Origin of the sequence: Mycobacterium malmoense, assembly GCF_019645855.1 — a bacterium.
Taxonomy (GTDB): domain Bacteria; phylum Actinomycetota; class Actinomycetes; order Mycobacteriales; family Mycobacteriaceae; genus Mycobacterium; species Mycobacterium malmoense.
Map to the genome: position 1 here is coordinate 1,763,550 of NZ_CP080999.1, position 24,799 is coordinate 1,788,348.

Consider the following 24,799-nt stretch of genomic DNA (forward strand, 5'->3'; position numbering starts at 1 on the left):
CACTGCGCGGGCCGCAATCATGCGATTCTGCGTCTGCTCGCCGCGAGGCTCGGCCCGGCGAACACCGCTGAAAGGTGAGCGGGGCTCTGCTGGTCGCCGGCACCAGCTCCGACGCGGGGAAATCCGTGGTGGTGGCGGGGCTGTGCCGGTTGTTGGCGCGCAGCGGCGTCAAGGTCGCGCCGTTCAAGGCGCAGAACATGTCCAACAACTCGGTGGTCACGGTCGACGGCGGCGAGATCGGCCGCGCCCAGGCGATCCAGGCGCGCGCGGCGGGGCTGGAGCCCAGCGTGCGATTCAACCCGATCCTGCTCAAACCGGGCAGCGACCGGACCTCGCAGCTGGTGATCAAGGGCCGGGTCGCCGACTCCGTCACGGCGAAAAGCTATGTGCAGCATCGCGACCGGCTCGCCCGCGTCGTTGGAGACGAATTAGCTTGCCTGCGTGGCGAATTCGATGCGGTGATCTGCGAGGGCGCCGGTTCGCCGGCCGAGATCAACCTGCGCGCCACCGATCTGGCCAACATGGGGCTGGCCAGGGCCGCGGACCTGCCGGTGATCGTGGTCGGCGACATCGACCGCGGCGGCCTGCTCGCGCACCTGTTCGGGACGGTCGCGGTGCTCGAGCCCGACGACCAAGCGCTCATCGCCGGCTTCGTCGTCAACAAATTTCGCGGCGACCCCGCGCTGCTGGAACCCGGGCTGCGACAACTCCATACGATGACCGGCCGCCCCACCTACGGCGTGCTGCCCTACGCCGACGAGTTCTGGCTCGACGCCGAGGACTCGCTCCAGGTGGTCGCCCGCCGCGTCGTGGGCACGCCCACGCCGCCGCGCGGCACCGAGTGGCTCAAGGTCGCCGCCGTCCGGCTGCCCCGGATCTCCAACTCCACCGACGTCGAGGCCCTGGCCTGCGAGCCCGGCGTGCTGGTGCGTTGGGTCACCGACCCCGCCGATGTGGCCGATACCGACCTGATCGTGCTTCCGGGCAGCAAGGCCACCGTCGCGGACCTGTGCTGGCTGCGCGGCCGCGGCCTGGCCGACGCGATCGCCGGCCACGCCGCGGCCGGCAAGCCGGTGCTGGGCATCTGCGGCGGGTTTCAGATGCTGTGCCGCCGCATCGATGACCCGGTCGAATCCGGCGCCGGGGAGGTCGCCGGGCTCGGGCTGCTCGACGCGGATATCGCCTTCGCCGAACCCAAGACGCTGCGCCGCTGGCAGCAACCGCTGACCGGATACGAAATCCACCATGGGCGGCTCTCCCGGTGCACCGAGGAGACCTGGTTCGCGGTCGACGACCAACCGCAGGGCATCGTGCGCGGCGCCATCTTCGGCACGCACTGGCACGGCTTGCTCGACAACGACGACTTCCGTCGCGCCTGGCTCACCCGCGTCGCCGACGCGGCCGGGCGGAGCGGCTTCGTCGTCGGCGACACCAACGTCGCCGCGCGACGCGACACCCAATTGGACAGGATCGCCGACCTGCTGGCGGCCCATCTCGACGTCGGCGCCGTCCTCGGCCTGCTCGACGGCCCACCCCCGCGGCGCCCGCACCTCGCAACCCGGTTGCGGCCGTAGGAAGGCTCGCGCTGCGCTGGCCGTTGGCTGTAGCGTGCGTAAGTGCCCTCGATGATGACCACGCTCGACGGGTTCCCCGTCCCGGTCGCCGTAGCCGGCCCGGAGAAGGGCGTCGTCGTTGTCATTCTGGGCGACGAGCGGCGCGCGCCCATCGCCTATGACGCGGTGTGCGAGCGCCTGCATACCGCGTCGCTTCGGACCGTCGTCATCGGCCTCGACCGGCGGCTCACCCCCAAGTCGGTGGTCGGCATCCTCGACGCGCTGGGGATCGGGTGGGCCGTGGTGGTCGGCGACCGCGCCGGGGGCGAGCTTGCGTGGGAACTGGCGGCGACGAGGCTGGGCCGGTTTGTCGGTCTGGTGGTCATCGACCGCGGCCATCCGCGGGTGGCCGACTCCGACGGCGTGGTGCTCGACGAACACTGCCCGCCCGTGGAGATCGGCACCACCGTGCTGGTCAGCTCCGCGGCCGCTCGCACGGTGGCCCGCAACAGCCAGCGGTTCGTTTACGCCGAATACCGCGTGGTGGACCTCGGCCGCCGCACCGTGCAGGAGTCGACCGCGCAGTTGGCCGCCGAGATCGTGTTGCGCACCAGCACCTGGTAGCGCGCCTGGTTGACTAGCGGCCATGGTGGGCGAACAGAGCGCTGCGACCGGTCCGGGTCCGATGCTGTCGTTGGCCGCCCTGGAACAACTGGTGGGGATCGGCGCGGTGGACACCGTCGTCGTGGCGTTCGCCGACATGCAGGGCAGGCTGATCGGCAAGCGGGTGGCGGCCCGGCTGTTCGTCGAGGAGGTGGCCGCCCGCGGCGCCGAGTGCTGCAGCTACCTGCTGGCCGTCGACGTCGACATGAATACCGTTGCCGGCTATGCGATGTCGAGCTGGGACACCGGCTACGGCGACATGGTGATGACGCCGGACCCGTCCACCCTGCGGCTCGTTCCGTGGCTGCCCAACACGGCGCTGGTGATCGCCGACCTGCGCTGGGCCGACGGCGGCGCGGTCAGCGTTGCGCCGCGGGCCGTCCTGCGCCGCCAGCTCGACCGGTTGGGCGAGCGGGGATTGGCCGCCGACATCGCGACCGAGCTGGAATTCATCGTGTTCGACGAGTCGTATCGCCAGGCCTGGGCCAGCGGGTACCGCGGGCTGACGCCGGCCAGCGACTACAACATCGACTACGCGATCCTGGCGTCGTCGCGGATGGAGCCGCTCCTGCGCGACATCCGCGTCGGCATGGTCGGCGCGGGCCTGCGGTTCGAGGCCGTCAAGGGCGAATGCAACAGGGGTCAGCAGGAGATCGGGTTCCGCTACGACGAGGCGCTGGTCACCTGCGACAACCACGCCATCTACAAGAACGGCGCCAAGGAGATCGCCGACCAGCACGGCAAGAGCCTGACGTTCATGGCGAAATACGATGAGCGCGAAGGCAACAGCTGCCACATCCACCTTTCGCTGCGCGGCGCGGTGTTCGCCGATGCCGGCGGCCCGCACGGCATGTCCCCGACGTTCCGCCATTTCCTCGCCGGCCTGCTGGCCACGCTGCGCGAGTTCACGCTGTTTTATGCGCCGAACATCAACTCCTACAAGCGATTTGCCGACGGCAGCTTCGCGCCCACGGCGGTGGCGTGGGGGCTGGACAACCGCACCTGCGCGCTGCGGGTCGTCGGCCCCGGCCCCAACCTGCGGGTCGAATGCCGGGTCCCCGGCGGCGACGTCAACCCCTACCTCGCGGTGGCGGCGCTGATCGCCGGCGGGCTGTACGGTATCGAAGGGGGCCTGGAGCCCCCCGAGCCCTATGCGGGTAACGCCTACGAGGCGACCGGCGTCGAGCGGCTGCCCGCCACGCTGGCCGAGGCGGCGGCGCTGTTTGAGGCGTCGGCACCGGCGCGGGAGGCGTTCGGCGACGACGTCGTCGCGCATTACCTGAACAACGCCCGCGTGGAGCTGGCGGCCTTCAACACGGCGGTCACCGATTGGGAGAGGATGCGTGGTTTTGAACGCCTCTGAGTCCGATGGTGGCGACCCGCCGCGCTTGCGATCGCCACGAAGCCGGCCGGTCGTGGGCCTGACCGGCTACCTGGAGCAGGTGCGGACGGGGATCTGGGACGTCCCCGCGGGTTATCTGCCCGCCGACTACTTCGAGGGCGTCATCGGCGCCGGTGGCGTCGCGGTGTTGCTGCCGCCGCAGCCGGCCGATGCCGACGCCGTCGGCGCGGTGCTGGACAGGCTCGACGGCCTGGTCATCACCGGCGGCTATGACCTGGACCCCGCGGCCTATGGCCAGCGGCCGCACCCGACCACCGACCAGCCCCGCACGGCCCGCGACGACTGGGAGTTCGCGCTGCTGCGGGGCGCGCTGGACCGGGGGCTGCCGGTGCTCGGCATCTGCCGCGGCGCGCAGGTGCTCAACGTCGCGTTCGGCGGCACGCTGCACCAGCACCTGCCGGATGTGTTGGGCCACAACGGGCATCGGGCCGGCAACGCCGTCTTCACCACGCTGCCGGTAACGACGGTGCCGGGGACGAAGCTGGCCGCGCTGATTGGGGAGTCGGCCGAGGTGCGGTGCTACCACCACCAGGCGGTCGCCGAGGTCGGCGCGGGCCTGGTGGTCAGCGCGTGGGACGCGGACGGCGTGGTCGAGGCGCTGGAGGTGCCCGGGGACGCGTTCGCGCTTGCGGTGCAGTGGCATCCGGAGCAAGACCTGGACGACCTGCGGCTGTTCACGGCGGTGGTGGACGCCGCGGGGATGTACGCGGGGCGCCGATGCAGCTGATCAATCCCGCCACCGAGGACGTGCTGGCCTCGGTCGACCTGCTGGATGCCGCCGCCGTCGACGACGCGGTGGCGCGGGCGCGGGCGGCGCAGCGGCGCTGGGCGGGGTTGTCACCGGCGCAACGCGCCGCGGGCCTGCGGGCATTCGCCGCCGCCGTCGACGCCCACATCGACGAGCTGGCCGCGCTCGAGGTGGCCAACTCGGGCCACCCCATCTCGTCGGCCGAATGGGAGGCCGGCCACGTCCGAGACGTGCTGACGTTCTATGCCGGCAGCCCGGAACGGTTGTCCGGCAAGCAGATTCCTGTGGCCGGCGGGCTGGACGTCACGTTCCACGAGCCGCTGGGCGTGGTCGGCGTGATCACGCCGTGGAACTTCCCGATGACCATCGCGTCCTGGAGCATCGCGCCGGCCCTGGCCGCCGGCAACGCCGTACTGGTCAAACCCGCCGAACCGACGCCGTTGACCACGATCCGCCTTGGCGAGCTGGCGGTCGAGGCCGGACTGGACGCGGACCTGCTGCAGGTGCTGCCCGGTGAGGGCGCGGTGGTGGGGCAGCGGTTCGTCACCCACCCGGACGTCCGCAAGATCGTGTTCACCGGCTCCACCGAGGTCGGCAAGAAGGTGATGGCCGGCGCGGCCGCGCACGTCAAGCGGGTAACGCTGGAACTGGGCGGCAAGAGCGCCAACATCGTCTTCTCCGACTGCGACCTGGAACGCGCGGCGGCGACCGCGCCGGCTGGAGTGTTCGACAACGCCGGCCAGGACTGCTGCGCCCGCAGCCGGATCCTGGTGCAGCGCAACATTTACGACCGGTTCATGGAGCTGTTCGAGCCGGCGGTCAAGGCCGTCGTGGTCGGCGACCCGGCGTCCCGCGACACCGAGATGGGCCCGCTGGTGTCGGCCGCGCACCGCGACAGGGTGGCTTCCTACGTGCCAGACGGCGCCCCCGTCGCGTTTCGCGGCAGCGCGCCGTCAGGACGCGGATTCTGGTTTCCGCCAACGGTCCTCACCCCGGAGCGCACCGACCGCGCCGTCACCGACGAGATCTTCGGCCCCGTCGTCACCGTGCTGGCGTTCGACGACGAGCATGATGCAATCACGCTGGCCAACGACACCGCCTACGGGCTGTCGGGATCGATCTGGACCGACGACCTGTCCCGAGCGCTGCGGGTGTCGCGGGCCGTCGAATCCGGCAACCTGTCGGTGAATTCGCACTCGTCGGTCCGCTACCACACGCCGTTCGGCGGCTTCAAGCAGTCGGGTCTGGGTCGCGAGCTCGGACCGGACGCGCCGCTGCATTTCACCGAGGCCAAGAACGTGTTCATCGCGATCAGCGAGGAGGGCTAGCGCTGCCATGACGGATCTCACCCGACGGCTGGCGGGCCGGGTCGCCGTCATCACCGGCGGGGGCGGCGGCATCGGATTGGCCGCGGGACGGCGGATGCACGCCGAGGGCGCGACGATCGTCGTCGGCGACATCGACCGCGACGCCGGTGCCGCAGCCGCCGACGAGCTCTCGGGTTTGTTTGTGCCGGTTGATGTTTCGGACGAGAGCGCGGTCAACGCGCTGTTCGACGTCGCGGCGCAAACCTACGGCCGGGTCGACATCGCGTTCAACAACGCCGGCATTTCGCCACCGGAAGACGACGTGATCGAAAGCACCGAACTCGCGGCGTGGCACCGAGTCCAGGACGTCAACCTCACGTCGGTGTACCTGTGCTGCCGGGCCGCGTTGCGGCACATGGTGCCCGCGCGCAAGGGCTCGATCATCAACACGGCGTCGTTCGTCGCGGTGCTGGGATCGGCGACGTCGCAGATCTCCTACACCGCCTCCAAGGGCGGGGTGCTGGCCATGTCGCGGGAGCTGGGCGTGCAATTCGCCCGGCAGGGCATCCGGGTCAACGCGCTGTGCCCGGGACCGGTCAACACCCCGCTGCTGCGAGAGCTTTTCGCCAAGGATCCCGAGCGTGCGGCTCGCCGGCTGGTGCACGTGCCGTTGGGCCGCTTCGCCGAGCCCGGCGAAATTGCTTCCGCGGTAGCATTTTTGGCCAGCGACGACGCGTCGTTCATCACCGCCTCGACGTTCCTGGTGGACGGTGGTATCAGCTCGGCCTACGTCACGCCCCTCTGACCCGGCTCGGCCGCTAACGGAACAGGGGGCACGGTGGTGGTGGTTCGTCGGTTTGGGCCGGGCGGATCGGTTCGCAGACCCAGCCGCGCTGCAGCTCCGCGGTGGCTTGGTTTGGCGTCGCCTCGGACACCCACCCCCTGGGCACCGACAACGCCCCGACCGACGTCCCGCGATCGAAACCCGCGGTGAACGGTGCGCCGCTGGCCCCACCCGGCCCCGCCAGGAGCGACCGCAGCCCCGCGGCCTTGTGCAACATCGCCGTCTTGGCCAGCGCCGCTTCCTTGTTGAGGGAATTCAGGTGTTCGATCGCGACGTCCGACGGTGCCGACAGTGAACTCAGTTTCGACAGCGACGATGTCACCGGTGACAGCGACGCGTCGAACGGCGTCAGCGGTGACGCGCAAAGCGCCCGCAGCGCCTCGGGGATGGCCGACATCACTTGGTAGCCAGCCGACATGATCTCCGGCGCCGCGATCGCGGCCCAGGTGACGGCCGCGCCGTGGCCGGCCGGTCCCCCGGTGGTGGGCGGCGATGTGAACGGCGTCACCGTCGACGCCTCGGCCGAGGCGCTGGCATAGGCGTACATGACGTCGGCGTCCTGGGCCCACATCCGTTCGTACTCGGCCTCGTTGTCCCCGATGGCCGGGCTCAGTTGTCCCAGGCAGTTCGCCGAGGCCAGCCACACCCGCCGCGCGCGGTTGTCGTCGATCGCCGTCGGCGGCACGGTCGCCGCGAACGCCGACTCGTAGGCACTCGCGGCAGCCGCGGCCTTGGTGGCCGTCTGCTGGGCTCGCGCGGCGGTGGCGATCAACCACCCCAGGTAGGGCGCCGTGACTTGGGTCGTCGTCATAGCCACGGGACCCTGAAATCCCGTGGCCGGCTTGGCGATCGCCGAGGTGTGGACCGCCACCGCTTCGCAGAGCCGCGCGGCCAGACCCTCCCACGTTTTGGCGACGGCCATCATCGATCCCGAGCCGGGACCTGAATACAGTAGACCGGAGTTGATTTCCGGCGCCCGCGTCCCGAAATCCATCGCTATCTCACTTGAGATGGTGTGACGGGTCGGGCGGAGTGAATTGTGCTGAAAAGCATGGACTTTTCCTTCAAGACATAGACCTACGGAGACAGACCGACGCTGTTGGTTGTCGTGTCGTGGGGCCGACTAGTTCTTTTGCCCGCTACAGCCGCGGGCGATGTGGCGTAAGCCGATCAAGGCAGCGGTGTTGAGGCGAGTGAGCGTGCGCGCTGGCCTCACGGCGCCGAGTCGGACGGCACGACAGCGTGGCGCTGACCTATCAGCGACGGGCGACGCAGAGCTGGGTCAAGATGTCTTGGTCGACGGGGGCAGCAGGGGGCGCAACGGCTTGTGGCCCGCCCGGATGAAACTCTGACGTGGTGAACGAGATCGGCAACGGCGACCCGAGCGATTGCGGCGAGATGCGGGTCCACGTCGGCGGCCGGTCGTGGGTCATCCACATGCTTTTGAACGGCTTCTTATTGGTCGGTGCGGAGCCCCATGAAGAGCCGCGGGCACCGTGGCTCGTGCAGGTGGAGTTGGCGTGCAGTTGCACCTGGCCGGCGTGTGCGATGGCATCTGTGGTGGCGTCTGTGGCCCTGTGCGACCACGCCACCGGCTCCGGCAGCGTGGCCGCGGAATACTTGGGGCGCAACGGCGAACCCGCGATGAGGGCGATGAAGAGGCTGGACGCCGCCGCGATTGCGATGGCCGCCCGCCATCGCCGACTTCTACCAGCGCCCCGAAGACCCACAGTGGCCTGACTGTACAACACGGAACCTGCTCGGCGATCCGAGCAAGCTGTGAATACCGTCAAAGTCTGGTGTGTGTTTGCGGGGGGACTTGCGAGGGAAAGGGAGTGGCTATCGTCCGGTGTCGCGCCGCCGGAGCCCGCTTGCCCACCGGCCGATCGCTATGGCGGCACTGTGGAACTCGGCGCCGACGGAGCTTGCCTCGGGCGCCTGCAGCCAGGCCCGCGGCACCGACAACGCCCCGATCGGCGTCCCGCGTCCGAAACCCGCGGTCGCTGCCGCACGGCCACGCCTGGTCGCCTTGGCCGCACCGCCAATGGCGACGGCGATGGGCACGCTGGCGTCCTTGGCGAATCCCAATCTCAGAGAACTCAGCTTCGACAGCGACGGCGACATCGACAAGAGAGCCGTGTTGAACCGTTGCGACGATGCCGAGGCCAGCTCCTTCAGCGCTCGGGGCAGCAGGGAGATCACCTGGGCGCCGGCCGAGACGATCTCCTGCCCCGCCGCCGGGGCCTGGCCCGAAGACGCGGGCGGCGACGTGAACGACGTCATGGTCGAGGCGGCCGCCGAGGCGTCGGCGTAGGCATACATGGCGGCGGCGTCCTGGACCCACATCCTCTCGTAATCGGCCTCGGCCGCCGCGATGGCCGGGCCGCTTTGACCCAGCGGGTCCGTCGCAACCAGCGACTTCCACAATCTGCGGTTGGCGGCGATCACCTGCGGGGGCGCCATCGTCGCGAACGCCGACGCGTACGCGCCGGCGGCGGCCCTGGCCTGGGCGGCCGTGCGTGCGGCCAGGGCGGCGGTGGCCCTCAGCCACCCGATGTAGGGTGCCGCGCTGCGGCCCGTCGCCGTCGCGGCCGGGCCCTGCCATCCGCCCAACAGCCCTGAGGTCACCGTTTGATAGTTCGTTGCCGCGTCGTCGAGCTCGGCGGCGAGCCCGTCCCAGGCCGCCGCGGCCGCCAGCATCGACGCCGGGCCCGGGCCCGAATACATTCGCGCGGAGTTGATTTCCGGCCGTAGCGCCCCGAAATCCATCGCTAGCTCTCCCCGAATGTGGCCGGGGGTGATTGCGCCGCGCCGGCAAATCCGGCGCGCACGGTTGTGTTGGCTGGAGACATGGTTTTTCCCTCGAAAGTATGGCGAAATGGTTCGGCGTTGCCGTGCCTCGGCGCAAGCCGATCAGAGCGCTCTGGTGGTTACTGTGCGCCGGCCGCATGACACACGAAACGAGCTGGCGCGAGCGCCGATCAGCGTCGGGAGACGCAGAGTTTGGTCAACAGATCGTGGCCGGTGACGCCTGCCGAGGGTGCGCGCGGGCACGTGTCGCCCGGCTGACGCGCCCCGGCTGACGATCCGAGCGGCGTCGGCAACCAGAACGATCGCGGCGCGGAAAGGGCGAAAGTCATTGGCCGATCGCGCTTTAACCCCGCGCTCTTGAACGCCTTGTCGTCGTTCAAGGTGGAGCCGAAACCGGGATGACTCGCCCATGCGGAGCCAGCCGCGGCGCCCGGTGACGCCGCCACCGATTGCGGTGTCCCGACCGCGATCTCGGCTCGCAAGGCCCAGCATCCAAGGGCAGCGGCGAAAAGCGACAACGCGGCAACGATGGCGATCACCGAGCGCCGTCGTGACCGTCGTGAAGGCGTGCCCGCACCCCGGAAACTCACAGTGTTTCCACTGTAGCAGCGACGATGATTCGCCGGCCACCGAGACGTGCTGTTGCTTGAAAGCCGGCGTGGAGGGCCGCTTCTGACGGCGCGGGGCCGGGCCCGGTTATCCGGCGGCCGGTGGATGGGTCACCATGGTCGGCCTGAATCCGTAGCGGGGGACGTCACTAATGCCACGTCCGGACGGGCCGGCCATCGGCATGCCGCCGAGCATGCTTGACAGCCCGTTGCCGACCCCCGGGACGCCCACGGCGGGGCTCGGCAAGGCCGACGCGGCGGCACCGAGGGGAGCGGTGGCCGTCCAGGCGGGCGGCACCGATAGCGGACCGATCGAGGCGGCGCTGCCCACACCCGCCGACACCGCGCTGCCGAGGCCGCCCACCGTGTTGCCGAGTCCGGTTGCGGCGGCTTCCCCGGCCGCCCCGGCGGCACCGGCCGCATCGGCGGCACCAGCCGCATCGGCGGCCGCGCCGGCGCCCTCCAGGCCGACGAAATCGGTCATCGTGCCCAAGAAATTGCCCGGCATGTAGAAACCGGAGGAGAACAAGGTGTTCAGCCCGTTGTCGTTGAGGAAGACGCCCAGCGGGGACCCGTCGGTTCCGGCCAGGAAGTTGAGGATGCCCTGGGGGCTGGAGAGGTCGACTCCGCCCAGCCCGAGCCAACTCTCCATCTGTTCCAGGGCCGCCGCCGGCGTCGTCCCGCCCAGCCCGGGCACCGCGAGTTGCTGCAGCGCGGTGGGCAGCTCGGAAACCAGCTGTGAGAGCGTGGCCTGGGTCGCCGTGCCCGTGCTGGTCGCCGTGCTGGCGGCTTGAGTGAGGGCGGCCTGGTCGCTGGTGGTGGACGGGGGCCCAGCGAAGGGGGTCAGCGTCGATGCCGTTGCGGACGACCCCGCGTAGCCGTACATCGCCGCGGCGTCCTGGGCCCACATTTCGCCGTAGTGCGCCTCGGTGGCCGCGATCGCCGGAGTGTTTTGGCCCAGCAGGTTGGTGGCGACCAGCACGGCCAGCTGTGCACGGTTGGCCGCGATGACCAGCGGGGGCACCGTCATGGCGAACGCGGCTTCATAGGCCGCGGCGGCGGCCTTGGCCTGGCTCGCGGCCTGCGCGGCCTGGGCGGCGGTGGCCCCCATCCACGTGACATACGGCGTGGCCGCCGCCGCCATCGACATCGATGCCGGACCCCGCCACGAGCCACTGGTCATGTCCGCGATCGTCGAACCGTAATTGCTTGCGGTCCACGACAATTCGGTGGCCAAGCCATCCCAGGCCGCCGCGGCCGCCAGCATGGGACCGGAGCCGGGGCCGGCATACATGCGGCCGGAGTTGACTTCTGGTGAATATGCTGCAAAGTCCATCGCTTCATTGACCTTTCAGCTGGCGGCGACCGCGTTGGCGGGCTCGGCCGCGGAGCCGACGGCTTGCGTGTTGTGCGCCGCGGCGGAAAGTGTTTCGGGTACGATCTCGACAAACAACATAAAATGCTCCAATCCAGAAATAGTTCCGACGCATGGCAGAGCGCCCGTGTGGGCGCACGCCGGCAACGCACGTCAGCGATCCGCTGCTACTCGTGAAAGATGTTCTGCTGCAATATTTTTAGGCAGCACAAATTAAGCAGCACGCCGAGACCGGTGGGAAAGCCGCGGTCATCGGCTTCTGCCAATGGCTCAGCCCATGGATGAGGCGGAGCTACAAATGCGATGCGCAGCGCGGCGGAGATCGCGACTTGACGAAAGCCCAAGCCGCTTTATCGACGCGTTTCAGCCGACGCGTTCGGCCCGCACCGCTCACATCTCCTCTATCCGCGTGCGGTGCCGAACCGGTAAGGCGCACAGCCGTTTACCCGGGTTGGGGAACCCGGCGGTCCCGAGCGCGACGACGGTTGCCGACCAAGCGAAGAACTGGCCATTGGCATCCCCTCAGCGTCGAAAAGGAAGTTCCCGCACTAAGACCGTAACCACGTGGCCTGTGCTCATGCAATCAATTTGTGACAATAACTGCAAGCAGTTTGCATGAGTTACCCGGCCCCCGAAGTGGCTCAGAACACGATCAGCGGAATCGCCATTTCGGTGGCGGTGGCGGCGCCGTGGAAACCTATGAGGCGAGCCGTTTCCGGCGGCTCGTGTCCGGTCGCCAGCACGGCCGCGTCGCCGGTGCAGACGACGACGACATCGCCGATCCTCGCCAGGTGTGCCGGGCTGACCGGTCCGAACATCCCGGTGGCCACGGCCTGCTCGCGGCTGTAAACCCGTGCCTGGCCGTCCAGCGCCTCGCTCCAGGCGGCCCGCACGTCGGCCGCGGCGCCCGGCTCGGTGTGCAGGTAGCGCACCCGCGGCTCGCCGGCGACCACCCGCACTCCCTCACCCAGCCGCGGGTCGGTATCAAGGTCGACGCGGGCGTCCGGCGGGACGTTGAGGCCGCCGTGGTCCGCGGTCACCAGCAGCACCGCGCGCCGGGGCAGCGTTTCGGCCAGGCGAGTGAGCAGCGCGTCGACATGTGCCGCCGCCGTGTGCCATTGGGGCGATCCGATGCCGAACGCGTGGGCCGCGGTGTCCAGCTCGCCGGTGTAGCCGTAGACCAGGCCCGGCGCCGCACGCAGCTCGTCGATCAGCTCCGCGGCGTAGTCGTCAGTGGCGTGGGTCGGGCGGAAGCGGGCGCCGCGATACGCCGCGTCGGTCAGTCCGCTGCCGATGAACGGCGCGGGCAGCACGGCGCGCGCACCGATGCCGGCTTGCGTGAGCCGTTCGAACCAGGTCGGCAGCGGCTGCCATGCGGTGTGGGGTGGGTCGTCGCGCCACCGGATGTGGTTGAGGACCCGGTCGGTGCCGGGAACGTTGAGGGTGAAGCCCAGGATGCCGTGCTCGCCGGGCTGGGCTCCGGTGCCCAGCGACACCAGGCTCGTCGGTGTGGTCGACGGGAAGGTGCAGCTGAGCTCGCCGAGCCGGCCGGCGCCACCGGCCAGCACGGACGCGAGCAGCGGCGCACTGCCGGCCAGCTCCGGTAGCAGGTGCCGGCCCATCCCGTCCACCAGCACGATCGCGACGCGATCGGCCCGGTCTCCGACGCAATCCGCCAGGCCCAGCTTGTCGACCGCGCCCGGGGCGCCGAGCAGCGCGGCCGCGGCGGGCAGCACGTCGCAGATTGAACCGACCACGCCGGTCAGTCTGGCATGAGGCTGGCTCGTGGCGATCGCGAGCGTGGCGGAGCCGGGTGAAGCGGGTCGCCACCATCAGGCTCGTGGCGATCGCGAGCGCGGCGGAGCCGGGTGAATGGGGGTACCTCCCGCTTGCGGGGGAGGGTCGCCACCATCAAAATCAGGCGTGCGCCAGCCGTTGACTCGTCACGCGCAGCTGACGATCGGTGCTGTCGGTGAGCGCGCGGACCTGCTCTGGAGACAGCCGGCCGCACAGCCGGCCCCAGTGCACCGCGACCTCGTCGCCGACAGCGACGTCGGGCACCGCGCTGTACCCGTCGGCCCAGACGTCGAGCACGCACGCCGAGGGTTCGGACAGCGCGAGCGCCTGACCGTCGTAGACGAGCCGCCGGCACATCACCTCAACGTCCTTGTCGTCGCGGGAAACGACTGTGCCCCAAGTGATCCGGCAATTGTCCAGTACGCCGAGCGGGTGCTCGTCCATACCCCGCCCCAAAAAACGCGTCCACGGGTACACGCCGAACACGTGGAAGCAGTGGTTGGCGGCGGCCTCGCGGACTAGGCCCGCCGTCAGATGCGACCAGTACCGGCCCGCCTGCGGACCGATGACGGCCAGCAACGCGTCGAAGAAGTCTTGCGGGTCCAGGCCGGCGCCGATGCCGCCGCCGAGCCAATACGATTCGACAAGCCGATAATCCAGCGGGTCGGCGACGCCGGTCAGCGCCGACAGCACCCGCAGGTACGGCCACGCCCCGGAGAACGTGGTTGCCGCGCGGCGCACCTCGTCGGCCGAACCGTCGCGCAGGGTGGCTCCCAGCGGCGGACCGCAGTAGCCCAGCGCATTGGGCGCATAGGCGTACCGGGCGAACATCTCAACGCCGGGCTGGAACGTCAAGTGCGCGCCACCAGCTTGACCGCATCACGGTGCATGCGGCCGAAGTTGTAGTAGGCCGCGCACGCACCCTCGGGGGACACCATGCACGTCCCGATCGGGGTCTCGGGCGTGCAGGCGGTGCCGAAAACCTTGCATTCCCAAGGCTTGAGCACGCCCTTGAGCACCTCGCCGCACTGGCAGGCCTTCGGGTCGGCGACCCGCACGCCCGGCATCGCGAACCGCAGCTCGGCGTCGAACTCCGCGAAATCGTCGTGCAGCCGCAGCGCGCTCTGCGAGATGAAACCCAGCCCCCGCCATTCGAAGTGCGGCCGCAGCGCGAACACCTTGCCCATCAGCGCCAGCGCGGCCGGGTTGCCGCGCTCGGGCACCACCCGCTTGTACTGGTTCTCCACCTCGCAGCGGCCCTCGCGGATCTGGCGCAGCAGCATCGCGACCGCCGCCAGGATGTCCAGCGGCTCGAAACCGGCCACCACCAACGGCTTTCGATACACCTCCGGCACGAACCGGTAGGGGCGATTGCCCACCACGGTCGACACGTGCCCGGGCCCGATGAAACCCGACAGCCGCAGGTCCGGCGACTCCAGGATGGCCTTGATCGGCGGCACGATCGTGACGTGGTTGCAGAACACGCTGAAGTTGGGCAGGCCCAGGTCGCGGGCCCGCACCAGCGTCACCGCGGTCGACGGCGCGGTGGTCTCGAAACCGATGGCGAAGAACACCACGTGCTTGTCCGGGTTGTCGACCGCGATCTTCAGCGCGTCCAGCGGGGAGTAGACGAACCGCACGTCGGCGCCGCGGGCCTTGGCGTTCAGCAGGCTGCCATCGGAGCCGGGCACCCGCATCATGTCGCCGAAGCAGGTGAAGATGACGTCGGGCTGGCCGGCCAGCCACATCGCGTCGTCGATGCGGCCCATGGGGATCACGCAGACCGGGCAGCCCGGGCCGTGCACCAGTTCGACGTTGCCGGGCAGCAGGTGTTCGATGCCGTGCCGGTAAATGGTGTGCGTGTGCCCGCCGCACACCTCCATGAACTTGAAGTGTTCGCGGTCCCCGGCCAGGCGCTCGATGGCGGCGATCAATTTGCGGGCCGCCGCCGGATCGCGGAACTCGTCAACGAATTTCATTGCGGTCCTTCCTGGTTAGACGATCGACGAGGAGTCGAAGGCCGCCATCTCGGTGGCATACGCGTCGCCGAGTTTCTGGATGGCGGCCAGGGTGAGCAGCGCCTCGGTCTCGTCGATCGTGGCCATCGCGAACCCGACGTGGACCAGCACCCAGTCGTCGGGCGCGGGCATGTCGTCCTCGAGCAGCCGCACGCTGATGGTGCGCTGCACGCCGCCGACGTCGACCTTCGCCAAATAGTTTGCGGGGTCCGTGATCTCGACGATCCGGCCCGGAATCCCCAGACACATAACAGCTCCCTTCAGCAGAACTCAGCAGATTCGGGGCAGCGGGTCGCCGACGAGCATGTCGACGATCCGCGTCCCGCCGAATCCGGTACGCAGCACCACGCTTTCGGCCGGTTCGGCCACGATCTCCCCGACCTCGGCCGCGTCGGCGCCCAGGGGATGCGACCGCACCGCGGCCAGCCCGGCCTCGGCCTCCTCCGGCGCGACGACGGCGACGAACTTGCCCTCGTTGGCGACGTAGAGCGGGTCGATGCCGAGCAGCTCGCACGCGCCGTTGACCATGGGCCGCACCGGCAGTCGCTCCTCCTCGAGCAGCACCCCCAGGCCGCAGGCCTGGGCGAGTTCGTTGCACACGGTGCCGACCCCGCCCCGGGTGGGGTCCCGCAGCCAGCGGGTGGACGGGGCGGCCGCCATCAGCAGCTCCACCAGTGGGCTCAGGGAGGCGGTGTCGGAATGAATATCGGCCTCGATGGCCAGGTCGCCCCGGGCGAGCATGACGGCCATGCCGTGATCGCCCATCGACCCCGACAGCAGCACCCGGTCGCCGGCGCGCACCGACGCGGGCGACAGCGCGCGCCCCGCGGGAACGACGCCGGCCCCGGTGGTGGTGACGAACACGCCGTCGGCCGCGCCCTTGGGCACCACCTTGGTGTCGCCGGTGACGATCTGCACGCCCGCGCCCGCGGCCGCGACCGCCATGTCGGCGACGATCTCCTTCAATTCCGCGACGGGAAAGCCCTCTTCGAGCACGAACGCCGCGGAGATCCAGGACGGCACGGCGCCGGCCATCGCGAGGTCGTTGCAGGTGCCGTGGACGGCAAGCTCGCCGAGGGACCCACCGGGAAAACGCCTGGGCTGCACCACGAATGAATCCGTGGACAGCGCCACGCGCTCGCCGCTGGGCAACGCCAGGACCGCGCCGTCGCCGAGCGACTCCAGCACCGGATTGCGGAACGCCTCCACGAACACCGCGTCCACCAGCGCGGCCGACGCCTTTCCGCCGGCCCCGTGCGCCAGGGTCACGTGGTCGTCGAGCAACCGGGGGCGGCGCTTGCGGAACGACTCGATCCGCTCGATCACCTCGCCCTCGGCGAACCGCGGCCCCGACGACAGGTATTCGCGCGCTGAGTTGTTCATGCGGCCCCCTCGTCACAGAGATGTTCGTGCACCGTCGACCACAGCCGATAGCCCAGCAGCGCTTGGGATTCCTGAATCCGGTGCACGCTTTGCGAACGAACGACGAAGCAGGCGTCCACGGCGGGGTTGTCGGCGAAGGCGCCGCCGTCGTAGCCGGCGAAACCGATGGTGTACAGGCCGCGCCGGCGCGCCTCGGTCAGCGCCGTGAGCAGGTTGGGCGAATTGCCGCTGGTCGACATCGCGATCGCGATGTCGCCGGCCTTCGCGCGGGCGATCAGCTGGCGGGCGAACACCAGCTCGAACCCGACGTCGTTGCCCAGCGCGGTCAGGATCGCCTGATCGGCGGTCAACGACCAGGCGGGTAACGGCGTGCCGGTCGGCGGCCGGGCGAACAAGCCCGCCAACGTGGTGGAATCGGTGCAGCTGCCTCCGTTTCCGAAGGTGAACAGTCGCCCGCCCGCGGCGAATCGGCGGGCCATCTCGGTGGCGGCCGCCTCCAGCAGTCCGGCGTTGGCGTCCAGCGTGGAGCGCCGCAGCGCCAGGCTCTCGGCCGCTTTCGCCTGCGCCGACGCGGCCAGGTCGGCGAGCAGCGAGTGCGGGTTGTCTTCCTCGGCGTCGATGAACGGGTACAAGAAGTTGGTGGGCTCGTCGCTCATGCGCCGTCCTCCTCGTCGGCTGCGCCGGCATCTGCGTCGTCGGCTCCGTTAGATTGCGCCGCTCCTTCGATCCCGGCTGCGCCGGCATCTGCGTCGTCGGCGCGGCCGATCGCCGTGCCGGCGTGCACCAGCACCAGCTCACCGGCGGTGACCGGGTCGACGAGCGTGGTCACCACGTTCTCGACGCCCAGCGCGGTGCGCACCGCGGCCATCCCGTCTTCCGACGCGCTTATCACCTCACCGAGCCGGCCCTCGTCGGAGCACGTGACGCAAACTTCCTCGGCGCGTGCGGGTTTGAGCAAACCGGGGTGTTCGAAGCACACGTGGGTCAGCTCCCACAGCAGGTGATAGAACAGCACGAAGCCGCCCGTCGCGGGCACCGCCGGGTCGGGGTCGTCGAGCCACAGCACGTGGTCGGCTGGGCTAGCTTTGACGCCGCCTCGTGGGCGGTCACCGCTGCCGATCCAAATCGTGGTGACACCCCATGCCGGGGCGCGGCGCATCACCGAGCGCACCCGCGCGTCGTCCGCGCCGGAGACGGCGACGACGATGTCGCCGGGCGACACCGACACCCGCACGAGATTCACCAGGTCGGGTCCCGTCAGCGCCACCGCCGGCAACGCCCGTTTCCCCACGATCACCGGGTGCACGAACTCGACCGCGATGTGCAGCGCGTGCGGTTCGGCCGACGGCGCGATCGACCACATGGTGGCGCCCGCGGCGAATCGCCTGGCGAGCGTGAAAGCGGTGGCGGCCAAGCCCTCGGCCAGTTCGGCGCCCAGCCCGCGATCGATCGCGGTGGTGGCCATCACTTTGCCTCCCTCCTGTCGTCCTCTAACGCGGTCAGCATCGAGACCGCGGCCTGACCCAGCGCCAGCCCGCCGTCGTTCGGCGGCACCGTGTGGTGGGTCAGCACCTCGAATCCCGCCCGGCGCAATCGCTTACGGCACGCGCGGAGCAACAGCACGTTCTGGAACACCCCGCCGGTAAGGCCCACCAACCGGATCGGGCCGGCCACCTGAGCGACCACCGTGACGACGGCGTCGGCGACCGCCTCGTGGAACGCCGCGGCCAGCGACGCGGGCGGTGTGCCGGCGTACAGGGCCGACACCATCGTCTGCACCATGGTGCCGGGATCGATCACCCCGTCGGCGCGCACCATGAGCGGCAGCGACGGCCCGGGTGCCTCACCGGCCGACTCGGCCAGCGCCTCGAGCTCGGCGGCGGCCTGGCCCTCGTAGTCGATCCGGTGCCGCACGCTCAACAGGGAGGCGACGGCGTCGAACAGTCGGCCCATGCTCGAACACGGCACGCATCCCGTCCCGCTCTCCAATTGCGAACGGGTGAACCGCAATTCGTCCGGTGTCGCCGCGGCGACCGGCGCCAGGTCCGGGGTCCAGTCGATGCCGGCCATCCACAACTGGGACAGCGCCATCCGCCACGGGTTGCGCACCGCGGCGTCACCGCCCGGCAGCGGCACCGGCAGCAGGTGGCCGGCCCGGACGAAACGGTGGCTGTCGGTTCCGAGCGTGAGAATCTCGCCGCCCCAGATGGTTTGGTCGCGGCCGTAGCCGGTGCCGTCGAAGGCGACCCCGACGATGGGTTCGCCGATGCGCCCGTGCTCGGCCAGCAGCGAGACCACGTGCGCGTGGTGGTGTTGGACCAGGTCTAGCGGCCGATCGCCGGCGTGCCGCTCCGCCCAGCTTCGGGTGTGGTATCCGGGATGCAGATCGGCGGCCAATCGCGCTGGCGCACCGCGTATTTCGCTGAGCTGGCCCACCGCGCGCTCGAACGCGCGCAGCGTCTCCCAGGTGGCCATGTCGCCGATGTGACCGGACAGGTAGGCGCGCGGGCCGTCGGTGAGGCAGAAGGTGTTCTTCAGCTCCCCGCCGACGGCGAGCACGGCCGGGCCCGCCCGCCCGAAATCGACCGGTAGCGGCGCATAGCCGCGGGACCGGCGGATCGGCAGTTCGGACGCCCCTGCCTGGTCCCTGACGACGCGCACCACCGAGTCGTCGCACGGCACGTGGATCGGGCGGTCGTGATCGAGGACCGCGTCACAGAGAACCGAAAGCCTTTGTGCGGCATCGTCGTCGGTGAAACAGATGGGCTCGTCGGAACGGTTCGCACTGGTCAGCACCAGAGCGTCGGGCACCTCTTCGGCGGCCCCGGGCACCGGCGCCAGCAGCAGGTGATGGACGGGGGAGTACGGCAGCATCAGCCCGAGCAGCGGGCTACCGGGTGCGACGGCGGCGGCGACCGGCGCGCCGTTGCTTCGGGGGAGCCGCCGCAGCAACACGATCGGGCGGGCGGGGCTTGACAGCACGGCGGCCTCGTCGTCGTCGACGAGGGCGTAGCGGCGCGCCACCTCGAGGTCGCGGACCAGCATGGCGAAGGGCTTGGCGCCCCGCGCCTTTCGTGCCCGCAGCGCACCGACCGCCTCGTCGTCGTCGACGGCGCAGGCCAGGTGATAGCCACCGATGCCCTTGACGGCGACCACTGGGCCTCCTGGGCCCCCCGCCAGCGCGTGCTGGGTGGCCGCCAGCGCGGCATCCGATCCGTCTACCCGGCCGGCCGGAGACGAGAACCACAGCGACGGACCGCATTCGGGGCAGGCGATCGGCTGCGCGTGGAACCGGCGATCCGCCGGATCGTGGTATTCGGCGGCGCATCGCTCGCACATGGCGAATGCCGACATGGTGGTGGCCGGCCGGTCGTACGGCAGCTCGCGGATGATGGTGAACCGCGGCCCGCAGTTGGTGCAGGTCACGAACGGGTGCCGGTAACGCCGGTCGTGCGGGTCGAACAGCTCGGCGACGCAGTCGTCGCACACCGCGATATCGGGCGGCATCGGCGTTCGGGCGCCCGCGATCGTCCGGCTCGCCACGATCCGGAACTCGGGCGCGCACCCGCGGTCGGCGGTGAGGTCGGTGACCGAGACCGCGGTGATCCGCGCCAGCGGCGGGGCCTCGGCCCGTAGCCGGCGGCCGAATTCGTCCAGCCGCGCGCGTTCGCCCTGCGCCTCGACAAAGACCGCGCCCGAATCGTTTCCGACGAATCCCCCCAGGCCCAGCTCGGTGGCGATCCGGTGGACGAAAGGACGAAAGCCGACCCCCTGAACGACACCGGTCACGGTGAAGCGCCGCCGAACGTCCTCGGACCCCGACAATACGGCAAGCATCAGGGGCGACTCGGTCATCTCAACCGCCCTCCAGGCCGGCCGCCGGATCGGTGCCGCCCCTGCCCATCAGCTCGAGACCGGCCATCGCCTGCTCGGCCCCGGCGCGGTCTGTCTTCTCGACGGCGAAGCCCATATGGATGATTATCCAGTCACCGGGCGCGAACGTCTCTTCCGGCAGCATGCCGACGTTGACCTTGCGCCGCTCACCGGCGACGTCGACCAGCGCGAGCTGCCCCTCGTAGCCGTCCAGCATCCGGATCACTTGACCGGGTATCCCCAGGCACATGGCTCAGCGGTCCTCCCGCACGGGCGCGGCCGCCGAGGTTTGCAACGCCGCGACGATCTCCTCGACGGCCCGCGCGGCCCGGGGGACGGCCTTGGCCACGGGTTCGGTGAGGCCGATGCCCTCCTCGACGCTGCCCGCCTCGCACCCGACGACGACCGTGTAGGGCGGGCTGCCACCCAGCGCCCGCAGGCTGGCGAAGACCGCGGCCGGATCCATGCCGTGGGCGTCGAGACCGGGTGTGCCGGAACCGGATTCGTGGTCGGCCTGGAAGACGTGCAACGTGCCCGGGTTGCCGCGGCTGGGTACCGCGTCGACGAGGACCAGCGTGTCCCATTCCTCGAGCAGGTCGTAGGCCAGGTGCATGCCCGCAATGCCGTAGTCGATGACGCGGACGCGCGGATCGTCCTGGCCGATCTGGGCGTTGCGAACCACCTCCGAGCCGAACCCGTCGTCGCCCAGGAAGATGTTGCCGATCCCGGCCACCAGGATGCGCGCTGTCATCGGTATCGCCCGATGGGCTACATCCGCCTCAGTTTCAGGTAGCGGCGGGCATCCGGCAGCGATATCACTCCCAGCACCAGGGCGACCGCGAGAACCAGGGCGATGATGGCGATGAATATCCAACCCAAGACTTCCATTTCGAATTCCTTTCACGGGTTTGTCGGGCTGTGCTGTGCTTCCAAGGGCTCGACCTCGTCGGGGGAGAAGTACAGGTGGCGGCCGTACCAGTCGTGTAGGTCGGCGGCGGGGTCGTCGTCGACGACGACCCCGACATGCCTGTTGCCCTCCACGTCCTCGTGTACCGACATGACGCGGGCGGCCTTGCCGGCGACGAAGATGTCCTGCGCGTCGGCGTTGCGCCGCGGCCGCAGCCGGACCCGGCTGCCCCGGGCGACCCGGATCCCGTTGACCAGGACCGCGTCGATCTCGGGGCGGACGGCGTTGTCGGCCAGCGGATCCCACCAGTCGACGCCCTCGGGAATCTCGGGGACCAGGCCGGAGATCGCGTGTGGATCGCGCAGCACGCCGTGCAGGCGGGCCATGGCCTCGGGCGGCATGGCGTCGCACCGCTCGATGATCCGCGCGGCCCGCGGATCGGTGGCCCGGGCCTGCGCCTTCTCCTCGTCCGTCATCGTCATCACGCGCAGGGTGAGGATCTCGTCGATCTCGGTGCAGTCATACAGGGCGGTGTCGCTCTGTTCGGCAACCTCGGGGTGGTCGTAGAGGATGATCGGCGAGATCAGCAGGATGTCGTCGGCGCCCGGCGGGCCGGCCAGCACGGGGAAGCAGCGGTGCTGGCCGCACCGGGAAACCGCGTCGGAGGCGCCCGGCGGTGACTCGAGCAGCGAAATAAAATGGCCACCAACAACTTCGGCGATGAGGTGGGTCCCGATCATGGACCGCGCGATCGTGTCGTTCTTGTCGGTCGCGCGAGCCCCGACGTTGCGGAGCCGCACCGACACCCGGCGCAGGTCGCCGTCCGGCTCGCAGGACACCGCCAGCTCGCCGCGCACTTCCCGCCGGTCGCGGACCAGGCGTCCGCCGTCGACGAGCTCGACGTCGGTCGCCGCGGGCGCGATCACCGGCAGGGTCCAGGGCTGATCGTCGAAGGCGAGGGGACCGAAGGACAGTTCGCGTTCGACGGCCTCGTCCCAGGTCAGCCACGACCCGGCCGGTGTGGTCAGCTCGTCGACGGGTTCGAATTCGCCGTGGGCGAACTCGCGCTCGGCCCGGCGGCGCTGCAGCTGCAGGAACCGCACCACCAGGGTGATCGCCCGGGCACCCTCGACCGGAAACTCCGCCGCCATCGTGTCGTCCTCGCCCAGGCCGGCGTCCGCGGCGCCGGGCGGGCCCAAAACCCCAAACTGCCACCGTGATTGGTTCTTGCTCGACGTCCCCCGGTACGGGTAGAGCAGGTAGCCCTCGTAGAGCACCGCGTCGGCGACGGCGCGGGCCCGGTCCCAGTTCGAGGTCCTGAAAGTCACCGCGCCGCCTCCCGGTCGGCGTCCAACAAAGAGATGACCGCGTGGTCGAGGTCGAGCAGCCCTCGCGCCGACTTGTAGGCGGCCAGCGCCGCGATGGTGTCGTGACCGAACCGCACCCAGCCGGTGTTCGGATAGTGCTGCGCGATCAGGTCCCGCCAGACCGCGACCGGCATATCGTAGCGATGCTCGCAGTCCCAGGGCACCTGCTGCACCGAGAACCCACGCTCGGACTTGACGAAAAGCGTTCCGCTGAACAGGAACTGGAGCGGCAGCGCGCCGTCGCGCAGCGCGTGCAGGTACTTGGCGGCGGCGACCTCGAAGTCGTAGGTGCAGTCCATCCGGAGCGCCACCGTCGTGTTGCCGGCGAAGCCCGGGACCATCGCGCTGCAGTGCTGCCAGAGGAAGGTGCGTTGGGTGGTCGCCCAGCGCTCGCGGGGCCCGAACAGGTCGACCAGCCCGGCGGCCTCGGCGTCGGAGTAGGAACGCCGCAGCGGCTCGATCCGGACCTGGCAGCGCAGCGCGATCGCGTGCACCGGATCGTCACCGCCGGCCGCCACGCCGACGCGGGCGGTCAGCACCGGGCTGACGGCGTACGGTTCGGGAGCCACGTCGAGAACCGCGAAGCTGATGTCCAGGTGCTCTCCGGTCATGGCGCCGTCCTCACGGCGCGGGCTTCGATCTGCGCGAAGAAGCCGTCGATGAATGCCCGCGCCTCCTGGCCGCCGTCGAACCCTCGCCACAGCATGCGCAGCCGCCCGACGAACTCGTAGCAGGCGTCGATCGGCACCAGATACGTTTGCGGAGCGACTAACTCGTCAGCTTCGCTGGATGGGACCCGGACCAGCAGCGCCTCCACGTCGTCGGCCAGCAGGCCCACCCGCGGGTCGGCGCGGCCGAGGGCGTCCCAGACGTCCAGGTCGAGTTCGGATTCAGTGGCGCCGGCCGGGCCGGGATAGAAGGCGACGGTGCGCCCCAGCGCGGAGTTGGTGAAGAAGAAGGCCACGCCGACCGGGATCTGCAGCGCCTCCCACGCGCGGCGGTCCAGCGCGAACTCCGGAAACGCCAGATACCGGTCCGGCACCGCCCGATAGCGCAGGTCGGCGCCGCTGTCGGTGAACAGCAGATAACAGGCCCGGCAGACGCACATCAACTGCCGGCCGGCCACATTCACCACGTGCTGGTGCTCGTCGGCAATCCGTTCCGAGCACATCTCGCACCGTTCGCCGGCGGGCTCCGGGGCCCGCCGATCGCTTCTGATGCGGTTAAGCACCTCGTACGGGCTGGTCATGCCGGGGCGCCCATCGGTTCGCCCCGCAGCGCCACCGACAACACGCCGTCACGGGTCAGCAGCGGAAGCGGGTCGAGGTGGGTGCCATGAGGGCCGGCACCCGCGTGCACGACGTCGAAACCCGTTCGACAGCGCGGACATCGCAGCAGCGCGTCCCGCAGTTCCGCGCCCGCCAGCGTGTCGTCGCACACCGGGCAGCGGTCCCGGTAGGCGAGCGTCTGGTCGCCGACCCGGCACGCCAACACCGTCGTCCCGGCAACCAGAAAGCCACCGACCTCGCCGGGTTCCAGGCCGGCCAGCTCGGCCGCCGGGTGCCAGGCGGTCGAGCTGTGTCCATTCGAACGCAGGGGGGCCAGCAGCGATTCGGCCGGAATCGTCGCGCCGGTGCCGGGTTCGGCCGTCACCACTTCGATCGACGAGATCTCCGGCGCGGCCGCCCGGACCGCGTCCTCGACCGCCAGCTCCAGCGTCACCGCCGAGGAGGGGCAGCTCTTGCAGCTGCCCCTGAAGGCCAGCCGCACGGTATCCCCGTCGACCCCGATCAGGTCCACGTCGCCGCCGTGCGAGCCCAGGTAGGGCCGCACCCGGTCCAGCGCGTCGGACACCCGCCGGCGCTCGTCGTGCGGGTGCAGGCCGTGGACCAGGAGCAGGCTGGCCACCAGGTCGTCGGTGGCCAGCCGCTCGGCCATACCCGGGTCCTGGCCAGGCTGGGAGAGTAACTGGATGATCCGTTCCAGCCCGGACCCGTAGAGCCCGACGACCTCGCGGACCAACTCCTGGGCGCGTTCATACGCGGCGGCCCCGCTCGCCGCGCAGGAATCCAGCAGCGTCTGGATCCGATCGCCCGCGGTGCGCCACTGCGCGTCGTTCTCGGTGATCGGGCGATCCGCCATG

General features: G+C 70.2%; 26 protein-coding genes and 1 pseudogene. 7 read left to right on the forward strand and 20 right to left on the reverse strand.

The features are described 5' to 3' along the window. Nucleotides 1-74: 74 nt before the first annotated feature. The 6 genes from K3U93_RS08215 to K3U93_RS08240 are packed head-to-tail and all read left to right on the forward strand — an operon-like array spanning nt 75 to nt 6,478. Nucleotides 75-1,574 carry a cobyric acid synthase gene (locus K3U93_RS08215; protein WP_083009980.1) on the forward strand — a complete coding sequence of 500 codons (1,500 nt, stop codon included), beginning with the start codon at nt 75-77 and terminating at the stop codon, nt 1,572-1,574. Between the two features lie 51 nt (nt 1,575-1,625). Then, nucleotides 1,626-2,177, forward strand: coding sequence for an alpha/beta fold hydrolase (locus K3U93_RS08220; protein ID WP_071510262.1), 552 nt, complete (start codon nt 1,626-1,628; stop codon nt 2,175-2,177). Between the two features lie 22 nt (nt 2,178-2,199). After that, complete coding sequence (locus K3U93_RS08225; RefSeq protein ID WP_083009981.1) at nt 2,200-3,579, forward strand: glutamine synthetase family protein; 1,380 nt, start codon at nt 2,200-2,202, stop codon at nt 3,577-3,579. After that, a complete protein-coding gene (locus K3U93_RS08230) occupies nt 3,545-4,345 on the forward strand; it encodes a gamma-glutamyl-gamma-aminobutyrate hydrolase family protein (protein WP_230981661.1) in 801 nt (266 codons plus the stop codon). Before K3U93_RS08225 ends, K3U93_RS08230 begins: the two co-directional genes overlap by 35 nt. After that, entirely contained in the window at nt 4,336-5,694 is a 1,359-nt protein-coding gene (locus K3U93_RS08235) for an aldehyde dehydrogenase family protein (RefSeq protein WP_083009982.1), read from the forward strand. The genes K3U93_RS08230 and K3U93_RS08235 overlap by 10 nt, the downstream gene beginning before the upstream one ends. Nucleotides 5,695-5,701: 7 nt before the next feature. Then, nucleotides 5,702-6,478 carry a 3-oxoacyl-ACP reductase gene (locus K3U93_RS08240; RefSeq protein WP_083009983.1) on the forward strand — a complete coding sequence of 259 codons (777 nt, stop codon included), beginning with the start codon at nt 5,702-5,704 and terminating at the stop codon, nt 6,476-6,478. 13 nt (nt 6,479-6,491) lie between these two features. On the opposite strand, the gene K3U93_RS08245 is transcribed toward K3U93_RS08240, so the two are convergent. Further along, the gene (locus tag K3U93_RS08245) at nt 6,492-7,511 is read right to left on the reverse strand and encodes a PPE family protein (RefSeq protein WP_083009984.1); all 1,020 of its coding nucleotides are present in this window, start codon (nt 7,509-7,511) and stop codon (nt 6,492-6,494) included. A 362-nt stretch (nt 7,512-7,873) separates the two neighbouring features. On the opposite strand from K3U93_RS08245, the gene K3U93_RS08250 reads away from it, so the two are divergent. Next, nucleotides 7,874-8,257: a hypothetical protein gene (locus K3U93_RS08250; RefSeq protein WP_176219917.1), complete on the forward strand. Its 384-nt coding sequence runs from the start codon at nt 7,874-7,876 to the stop codon at nt 8,255-8,257. Nucleotides 8,258-8,356: 99 nt separating this feature from the next. Here K3U93_RS08250 and K3U93_RS08255 read toward each other — a convergent pair whose 3' ends face one another. The 19 genes and pseudogenes from K3U93_RS08255 to K3U93_RS08335 form a co-directional block, all read right to left on the reverse strand. After that, a complete protein-coding gene (locus K3U93_RS08255) occupies nt 8,357-9,286 on the reverse strand; it encodes a PPE family protein (RefSeq protein ID WP_083009986.1) in 930 nt (309 codons plus the stop codon). 212 nt (nt 9,287-9,498) lie between these two features. Continuing rightward, complete coding sequence (locus tag K3U93_RS25785; RefSeq protein WP_071510254.1) at nt 9,499-9,918, reverse strand: hypothetical protein; 420 nt, start codon at nt 9,916-9,918, stop codon at nt 9,499-9,501. Between the two features lie 106 nt (nt 9,919-10,024). Continuing rightward, nucleotides 10,025-11,272, reverse strand: a complete 1,248-nt coding sequence (locus K3U93_RS08260; protein ID WP_083009987.1) for a PPE family protein — start codon at nt 11,270-11,272, stop codon at nt 10,025-10,027. Between the two features lie 15 nt (nt 11,273-11,287). Beyond that, entirely contained in the window at nt 11,288-11,392 is a 105-nt protein-coding gene (locus K3U93_RS08265; RefSeq protein WP_139796826.1) for a PE domain-containing protein, read from the reverse strand. Between the two features lie 560 nt (nt 11,393-11,952). Beyond that, a complete protein-coding gene (locus tag K3U93_RS08270; protein WP_083009988.1) occupies nt 11,953-13,068 on the reverse strand; it encodes an alkaline phosphatase family protein in 1,116 nt (371 codons plus the stop codon). Between the two features lie 160 nt (nt 13,069-13,228). Beyond that, the gene (locus K3U93_RS08275) at nt 13,229-13,963 is read right to left on the reverse strand and encodes a DUF6390 family protein (protein WP_254893598.1); all 735 of its coding nucleotides are present in this window, start codon (nt 13,961-13,963) and stop codon (nt 13,229-13,231) included. Next, entirely contained in the window at nt 13,960-15,087 is a 1,128-nt protein-coding gene (hypD, locus tag K3U93_RS08280; RefSeq protein ID WP_083009990.1) for a hydrogenase formation protein HypD, read from the reverse strand. The genes K3U93_RS08275 and hypD overlap by 4 nt, the downstream gene beginning before the upstream one ends. A 15-nt stretch (nt 15,088-15,102) precedes the next feature. Beyond that, entirely contained in the window at nt 15,103-15,375 is a 273-nt protein-coding gene (locus tag K3U93_RS08285) for a HypC/HybG/HupF family hydrogenase formation chaperone (RefSeq protein WP_083009991.1), read from the reverse strand. 21 nt (nt 15,376-15,396) lie between these two features. Further along, complete coding sequence (hypE, locus tag K3U93_RS08290; RefSeq protein ID WP_083009992.1) at nt 15,397-16,509, reverse strand: hydrogenase expression/formation protein HypE; 1,113 nt, start codon at nt 16,507-16,509, stop codon at nt 15,397-15,399. After that, the gene (locus K3U93_RS08295) at nt 16,506-17,165 is read right to left on the reverse strand and encodes a D-sedoheptulose-7-phosphate isomerase (RefSeq protein ID WP_083009993.1); all 660 of its coding nucleotides are present in this window, start codon (nt 17,163-17,165) and stop codon (nt 16,506-16,508) included. The genes hypE and K3U93_RS08295 overlap by 4 nt, the downstream gene beginning before the upstream one ends. Next, nucleotides 17,162-17,974 carry a HypC/HybG/HupF family hydrogenase formation chaperone gene (locus tag K3U93_RS08300; RefSeq protein WP_083009994.1) on the reverse strand — a complete coding sequence of 271 codons (813 nt, stop codon included), beginning with the start codon at nt 17,972-17,974 and terminating at the stop codon, nt 17,162-17,164. Before K3U93_RS08300 ends, K3U93_RS08295 begins: the two co-directional genes overlap by 4 nt. Continuing rightward, on the reverse strand, nt 17,974-20,364 hold the full coding sequence (gene hypF, locus K3U93_RS08305) for a carbamoyltransferase HypF (RefSeq protein ID WP_083009995.1): 2,391 nt from the start codon (nt 20,362-20,364) through the stop codon (nt 17,974-17,976). The genes K3U93_RS08300 and hypF overlap by 1 nt, the downstream gene beginning before the upstream one ends. A gap of 1 nt (nt 20,365) precedes the next feature. Then, complete coding sequence (locus K3U93_RS08310; protein WP_083009996.1) at nt 20,366-20,632, reverse strand: HypC/HybG/HupF family hydrogenase formation chaperone; 267 nt, start codon at nt 20,630-20,632, stop codon at nt 20,366-20,368. A 3-nt stretch (nt 20,633-20,635) separates the two neighbouring features. Further along, entirely contained in the window at nt 20,636-21,133 is a 498-nt protein-coding gene (locus K3U93_RS08315) for a hydrogenase maturation protease (RefSeq protein ID WP_083009997.1), read from the reverse strand. A 17-nt stretch (nt 21,134-21,150) separates the two neighbouring features. Continuing rightward, on the reverse strand, nt 21,151-21,270 hold the full coding sequence (locus K3U93_RS25645; RefSeq protein WP_420915381.1) for a DUF6893 family small protein: 120 nt from the start codon (nt 21,268-21,270) through the stop codon (nt 21,151-21,153). Continuing rightward, nucleotides 21,261-22,617: pseudogene (locus tag K3U93_RS08320) on the reverse strand (hypothetical protein); the annotation flags it as partial. The gene K3U93_RS25645 and the pseudogene K3U93_RS08320, both read right to left, overlap by 10 nt. Continuing rightward, on the reverse strand, nt 22,614-23,267 hold the full coding sequence (locus K3U93_RS08325; RefSeq protein ID WP_083009999.1) for a DUF6084 family protein: 654 nt from the start codon (nt 23,265-23,267) through the stop codon (nt 22,614-22,616). The gene K3U93_RS08325 and the pseudogene K3U93_RS08320, both read right to left, overlap by 4 nt. Continuing rightward, nucleotides 23,264-23,905 carry a DUF5947 family protein gene (locus tag K3U93_RS08330; protein WP_083010000.1) on the reverse strand — a complete coding sequence of 214 codons (642 nt, stop codon included), beginning with the start codon at nt 23,903-23,905 and terminating at the stop codon, nt 23,264-23,266. Before K3U93_RS08330 ends, K3U93_RS08325 begins: the two co-directional genes overlap by 4 nt. Continuing rightward, nucleotides 23,902-24,798: a NifU family protein gene (locus K3U93_RS08335; RefSeq protein ID WP_083010001.1), complete on the reverse strand. Its 897-nt coding sequence runs from the start codon at nt 24,796-24,798 to the stop codon at nt 23,902-23,904. Before K3U93_RS08335 ends, K3U93_RS08330 begins: the two co-directional genes overlap by 4 nt. Nucleotide 24,799 lies beyond the last annotated feature (1 nt).